The following is a 6,690-nucleotide window of genomic DNA, read 5'->3' as shown; positions in this document are numbered from 1 at the left end:
TGTATCAGAGCGAGCAACTGAGCTATTCCCGCGTGGCGTCCCATAGGGGGTTCGAACCCCTGTTACCGCCGTGAAAGGGCGGTGTCCTAGGCCACTAGACGAATGGGACACATAACATTCTTTAGCCACTTCACTCCTTAGAGTGGTAAGTGGAGCGGGAAACGAGACTCGAACTCGCGACCCCGACCTTGGCAAGGTCGTGCTCTACCAACTGAGCTATTCCCGCGTGGCGTCCCATAGGGGGTTCGAACCCCTGTTACCGCCGTGAAAGGGCGGTGTCCTAGGCCACTAGACGAATGGGACGCGGCCTGCATCAACTCATACTTCACACTCTAACCGTATGTATCGTACGACTGCTGCGGGCGCGTATACTACTCACCTCCCTCATTTCGGTCAAGCTTTTACTGCTGCATTTTTACTAAGCAATTCATGGCTCTATAAATAGAGCGCAGTGATCCCAAGCGAAGCACTGCGCCGTTACAACCATGCTCACCACCACTTATTAAATAAAGGTGAAGACTGTTATCTGTCATCCTATTAATGTAAGTTTTGCCTAGGTATGTGATTGGCCGACGCAAATGCACGTCAGCCTGTGAGTAGACTGAACACGGCGCGGCGGCAGACGTACTGGAACCCTGCCCTTATAACGCACTATATAGATAGAAGTAACGTTCAGAATGAGCCATTACCTCTGTATAACCTCTATATAGATGTCAAATCTGCCGATACCTGACCGAATTGTTATAAAGGGCCAGAGATTGCAATGACCGCAACACAAATCGCCATCATCATTGTGCTTGGAGTAGTTGCCTTGATCATCATGGCCATGATTGGGCAGTCTGTTGAAAACAATCGAGCAAAAAAGCGTCAGCGCATTATCGCCATCAAAGATCAGGTTCGCCATATCCATACCAACCTGCAACAGACACCCGAAGGATATGTGCCCACTCCACTTCGCAATGCCTTATTACAGCTGTTAATAGCAAGACTGCATGAGCTCAAATCACTCGATACCAAAGATCCGCTACCAGACTCCTTACTAGGAGAGTTACGTGCAGAACTAGAGGAATCGAAACAACAAAGTGCTGGTGACCAGCCGGCTCCGATTCTCTACTCAGAGAAGCAGGCAGTACTTATCAAACGTCAACTGAGTCATCTCAGCCAGCTGGTCAAGTCGCTGTATGAGCAACGCCTGTTCAACCATCAGCAAGCACAGCATTACATCCAGCACCTGAAACTGCTCTCCCGACAAATATCTCTGGATATCGCCTGGCTTACAGCTCAACAGTATGACCAGCGCGGAAACTGGAAGGCGGCCAAAACAGCGCTAGCCCAATGCCTCAGTGGCTATCAGCAGCTAAGTAAATATTGCAATATGGACGAACGCATTCGGGCTATCACTCAGCGCCTGGAGCAATTGAAGGCTGTGCAGGAGAAAGTCATTCTGGAGCAAAAAGAGCAGCTGGAAGACCAACTAAAACGGATAGCGGATGAAGAGAACAAGTGGCGTATCAAGCAAGATTATGAAGACTAACTAAAGCCCTACAGAATATTGAGCTACTCACAACATCTGATTGTGCCCCAAAAAACGGTGGCCTCTCACAGAGGCCACCGTCATGTTCCCGAGCAGAATTCGACCTTATGACTCACACTGACCGATAGCCAGTACCGTCATAAGGTAACTTAGCCCAGGTACCGTTCGCGTTTTTTGGCCGTCAATCGATGCAAGTCCACCAGCACCAAGCCATCAACGCAGTAGCCAAAGTCTGGGTCCACTCCGAAGTCCAGAAAGCGCACGCCTCCGGGCTCACACACCTCCGAATACTGCTTGTATAAAGTGGGCACCGTCACAGCATAGTGAGCCAGACGCTCTTTTAACTCAGCGAAATCCGTGTCGTAGTCATTACCCACAAACACCGTATCCAGCAGCCGTTGATCTGCCTCAGGAATAACAAAGGGAGCATTGGCTATTGCAAGATGATCGCGATCAGGGAAGTACAACCGATAAAATGTAACCAGCAAATACTTGGCAGCGGCTGGATAACTGTTACTCAAGCTCACCGGACCAAACAGATAACGGATTTCAGGGTGACATTTGAGATACGCACCAATCCCCTGCCATAAGTAATCCAGGCTGCGACGCCCCCAATAGCGCGGCTGCACAAAACTACGGCCTAACTCTATCCCCTGCTCGAAAAATGGCTGCATATCCGGCCGGTAGCGGAATAATTCAGCTGAATAAATTTCCTGCCCTTGCTCCGCAATCTGGGCGACTTCTCCCAGACGATACGCTCCGGCGATCTCCAAGGCTTCTTCATCCCATAGAATGAGATGCCGGTAATAGCGATCATACTTATCAATATCCAGGCGCTGCCCTGTCCCCTCCCCCACCTGACGGAATGCCAGCTCACGCAAGCGACCAATCTCTTTCATCACAATTGAGTCAGGGCGATAGCTGAACAGATAGATCCGCTTGCCGTCCTGCGTACTTCCCAGACACTCAGCCTCAACCAGTTCCTTTTTCAGAGCCTGACGATCCTGAGGATGAGCAATGGTGTTTTCCGTGACGAATAACGGCTTGCCGTTGCGGCCCAGGCGATAGATGTGTTTCTTCAACATCTTCGCCTTGGTGTTGTTGTTGACGGGTAGTTGATCTATCTGCTGAAAGGGGATCGGCTTACCTACTTTCACCGACAGCACCTTGTTACGCTGCTTGAACATCTCATTAGCAAGCATCAAGGTGGAGAAAGGCTTGTACGCCATCGATAGCCCGTAAAACAGCATCGAGTTTTTACCCTGCACGTGCACAGGCAGGATTGGCGCATTAGCCTTCCTGGCAAACAGCAAAAACCCCGACTGCCATTTACCGTCTTTGATTCCGGTAAAACTTGCTCTGGAGACTTCTCCGGCAGGAAATACAATGACGGCCTCATCGCGCATCAGCGACTGGACTATACGCTGAATGCTTCGCTTATGACCCTGGTTCGCCATATTGTCGATGGGCAGGAACAGCGACTGAAGTGGTGTCAAATGCCCAAGCAAGTCATTCGCTACAATGCGCACGTCACGACGTACACTGCCCACCATCTGCAGCAATGCCAGGCCATCAAGAGAGCCAAGCGGATGGTTGGAAACGATTACGACACGCCCTGTGGCCGGTATGTTGCTACGATCCTGATGACTGATGCGGTAACTGAAGTTGAAATACTCCAGCACCTTGTCGAGAAACTCGAACCCCTGAAGCCCCTGATACTGATCGAGAAAACGATTGATCTCGTTCTCATGGATCAGTCCACGCAGCAGGCTTAAAGTCGAATGCCTAACCAACGGCGCACGTTGCTGGAATGCGGGATATTTGTTGGTGATGACCTGCTCAATGTTCAGCATGGCGAACGGCTCCTGCTATGCTCAGATAGCAACACCTTAAGAAGCATCGATGACGATTTGACGACACAAAATCGAACTTCAGGCGGTTTCGAACCGATACTCCCCACTGACACTTTCAAGCCAGATCACTCACAAAACTGGCGCAAATTTGAACAGCAATTGCCTTCCTGACCGACTACACTTATTCTTTTTCTTTGTGCATCGCACAACCACGGCTGATCACACGCCAGATAACTGAGACCAGCCACTTTCCAAAGACACTTAGCCCGGATTGCTTGATGCTCAGCAACGCCTGAGCTCAAGACGCCACTAATGTAGTGTTGCCGGTCAAAGACAAGCAGCGTATAGAGATGTAGTACCTCGCACTTCTGCTGCTTCATTATTGGCCAGATTTGCGTAAAACGAAGTCACAATGGAAGCCTCTACTGATCTACAGCCTTTTGCCATCAAAAGGGCTCCCATGCTGTCATAGTCAACAAGTGGAACTGAGATCTGGGCACGGTTGCCCAGTAGATTTATTCAGGGATGCATACCAGCGGAGCCAATCTATGCTTTATGAAATGCACGCCCACACTCAACAAGCTCTGCAACCCTTGCACCTTTGGGCCCAGGCAATTCGCAAACAACTTTCATTGCCCTGGAGCACACTCCCCATGCATCCTGCCGGGCGCACTATGCTTGCCAGCATGGAACTTATCGAGCGATGCACTAACAACTATGAAAAGCCAGAGTTTGAACTGGTAAGTACTGAAATTGATGGTCAGCCGGTCCTTGTCAGAGAAGAAGTGACGCTGGCCAAACCCTTCTGCGATCTGATTCACTTCCGTCGCTTCGGACACTTCAACCATCCCAAGGTGCTGCTGGTTGCGCCCATGTCCGGGCACTACTCCACACTACTGCGTGGCACAGTTGAGCATTTCCTGCCTGATCATGAGGTGTATATCACCGACTGGATCAATGCCAGAGATGTCCCCTTGTCGGAAGGTGGCTTCAGCTTCGATGACTACGTCAGCTATGTCATCGAGTTCATTAAATATCTGGGGCCGGATGTCAACGTCATCGCCGTTTGCCAGCCCAGCGTCCCCGTACTGGTCGCCTGCGGATGGCTAGCTATGAGCCAGTCCAGCTACCAACCCCTGACACTCACCCTGATGGGGGGTCCTGTTGATACTCGCATCAGCCCCACAGAGGTAAACGATTATGCCTCGAACAAAGATGTAGAGTGGTTTGAAAACAAAGTCATCTGTACCGTCCCTGAAATGTATGCAGGCGCGGGCCAACGGGTATATCCGGGTTTCATCCAGCTGTCTGGCTTTATGATGATGAACCCTGATCTGCATGTGCAGAAGCATTTCAAGTTCTTTAACGACCTGATCCAGGGTGACGGTGACAGCGCCGAAGCACACCGCAAGTTCTACAACGAATATCTCGCTGTGATGGACTTACCCGCCGACTTCTACCTGGAAACCCTACACAAGGTCTTTATTGAACATCAGATGCCACGCAAATTGATTGACTATCGTGGCGAACGTATTGATCTGTCTGCAATCAAGAAAACGGCCTTGATGACCATTGAAGGGGAACTCGATGACATCACGGGCCAGGGCCAGACCAAAGCGGCACAGGAACTGTGCTCGGGATTAAGTGCTGACAAAAAACTTCACTACATACAGAAAGATGTCGGCCATTATGGAATATTCAATGGCCGTCGCTTCCGCTCAGAAGTCGGTCCTCGCATCAAACAGTTCATCCAGACCCACAGTCATCCCACCAATTAAAACGCTACCTTTTGACCCCTATCCACCATGAGTCGGATGCCCCTTTGGCAGGGAGCATCCGAATTCATACACTACCTATTTGCACATCAAGGATAGATAATGCATCGTGGTGAAAGTATTTGGCACCAAAGGTAACCACTGCTACCTTTCTATCAGGTCTGATCACTTTCTCTTTTATCAGTGACATAGACCAGCGTAAATATATAAGCCCTCTACTCACCATGGCCCGATTTCTGCTTAGGATTCATGGGTAAGCTTTGTAGAAGCTTAGTTATCAAAGAAGCACGAGTTATCGAAACGCTCCAGCAATGCATCATTGCATGCCGTACAGCGCACTCTTGATGGAGCCTGTATCGGCTTAAGTTTTCTAACCTCTGGATACGATACAAGATGACAAAATTTCCGAGATTGACACTTGCCGCTCTGGCGCTTGTAACCGCAGCCACAGCTCATGCGGATGACGCCAAAACCCTGCATATTTACAACTGGTCTGACTATATTGCAGAAGACACGCTGAGTAACTTCGAGAAAGAGACCGGCATCAAGGTTGTATATGATGTGTTTGACAGTAACGAAATGCTGGAAGCCAAAGTACTCTCTGGTAAAACAGGCTACGATCTGGTGGTACCAACCGGTGCATTCCTGTCGCGTCAGATCAGTGTTGGGGCATTTCAGCCTCTGGACAAATCAAAACTCCCCAACTGGAAAAATCTCGACCCTTCTCTGCTGAAGGAAATGGCGTCCTTTGACCCGGGTAACAAATACGGCGTCCCCTACATGTGGGGCACTACTGGCATAGGCTATAACGTCGACGCCATCAAAAAACGCCTTGGTGACGATGCACCGGTAGGCTCGTGGGACTTGCTATTCAAACCCGAATACATCAGCAAGCTGGCAGATTGTGGCGTAGCCTTCCTCGACTCACCAACCGACATTATCCCATCTGTACTTGCCTATCTCGGCAAGCCCCCGAACAGCACTAATGCGGACGACTATGAGAAGGCGGCTAAACCGCTGCTGGAGTCGATCCGTCCTTATATCCGCTATTTCCACTCGTCCCAGTACATTAACGACCTTGCCAACGGTGATATCTGTGCTGCGATTGGCTACTCGGGTGACATTCTGCAGGCGGCTTCACGCGCCGAAGAAGCCAAAAATGGCGTCAAGATTGCCTACAGTATTCCAAAGGAAGGCGCCCAGCTCTGGATCGACTCCTTCGCCATTCCCAAAGACTCTGCCCACCCTGAACTGGCACACAAGTTCCTGAATTACCTGATGGAACCCAAAGTGATTGCAGACGTCACCAACTACGTCTGGTATGCCAACCCGAATGCGGCGGCAGACCAGTATGTCAATAAAGACATTCTGGATGACCCAAGTATCTACCCACCAGCAGAAGTTAAGAAAAACCTTTACGTATACAAAACCAAGGATGCCAAACTCCAGCGTGTAATGACCCGCGTATGGACTGGCATCACCAGCGGACAATAACCCGCTCACATCCTTAAAGCACCTTGATGCTGGC

At 50.1% G+C, this 6,690-nt stretch carries 4 protein-coding genes and 3 tRNA genes; 3 read left to right on the top strand and 4 right to left on the bottom strand.

The features are described from left to right. Positions 1–33: 33 nt before the first annotated feature. The 3 genes from WH50_RS10785 to WH50_RS10775 all read right to left on the bottom strand — a co-directional run bounded on the left by WH50_RS10785 (position 34) and on the right by WH50_RS10775 (position 303). A tRNA-Glu gene (locus tag WH50_RS10785) sits at positions 34–109 on the bottom strand. Between the two features lie 41 nt (positions 110–150). Beyond that, positions 151–226 (bottom strand) — tRNA-Gly (locus WH50_RS10780). A gap of 1 nt (position 227) precedes the next feature. Next, a tRNA-Glu gene (locus WH50_RS10775) sits at positions 228–303 on the bottom strand. 460 nt (positions 304–763) lie between these two features. On the opposite strand from WH50_RS10775, the gene WH50_RS10770 reads away from it, so the two are divergent. Then, positions 764–1,534, top strand: a complete 771-nt coding sequence (locus WH50_RS10770) for a hypothetical protein (RefSeq protein WP_110187303.1) — start codon at positions 764–766, stop codon at positions 1,532–1,534. A 149-nt stretch (positions 1,535–1,683) separates the two neighbouring features. Here WH50_RS10770 and olsF read toward each other — a convergent pair whose 3' ends face one another. After that, a complete protein-coding gene (olsF, locus tag WH50_RS10765; RefSeq protein WP_110187302.1) occupies positions 1,684–3,387 on the bottom strand; it encodes a bifunctional ornithine lipid synthase OlsF in 1,704 nt (567 codons plus the stop codon). A gap of 548 nt (positions 3,388–3,935) precedes the next feature. On the opposite strand from olsF, the gene WH50_RS10760 reads away from it, so the two are divergent. After that, complete coding sequence (locus WH50_RS10760; RefSeq protein WP_110187301.1) at positions 3,936–5,165, top strand: polyhydroxyalkanoate depolymerase; 1,230 nt, start codon at positions 3,936–3,938, stop codon at positions 5,163–5,165. 390 nt (positions 5,166–5,555) lie between these two features. Continuing rightward, entirely contained in the window at positions 5,556–6,656 is a 1,101-nt protein-coding gene (locus WH50_RS10755) for an extracellular solute-binding protein (protein ID WP_104155601.1), read from the top strand. Positions 6,657–6,690 lie beyond the last annotated feature (34 nt).

This window comes from Pokkaliibacter plantistimulans, assembly GCF_003194385.1.
In the GTDB taxonomy this organism is placed as follows: domain Bacteria; phylum Pseudomonadota; class Gammaproteobacteria; order Pseudomonadales; family Balneatricaceae; genus Pokkaliibacter; species Pokkaliibacter plantistimulans.
Note: the sequence above shows the minus strand (reverse complement) of the source record. Positions and strands in the feature narration are given on the sequence as shown.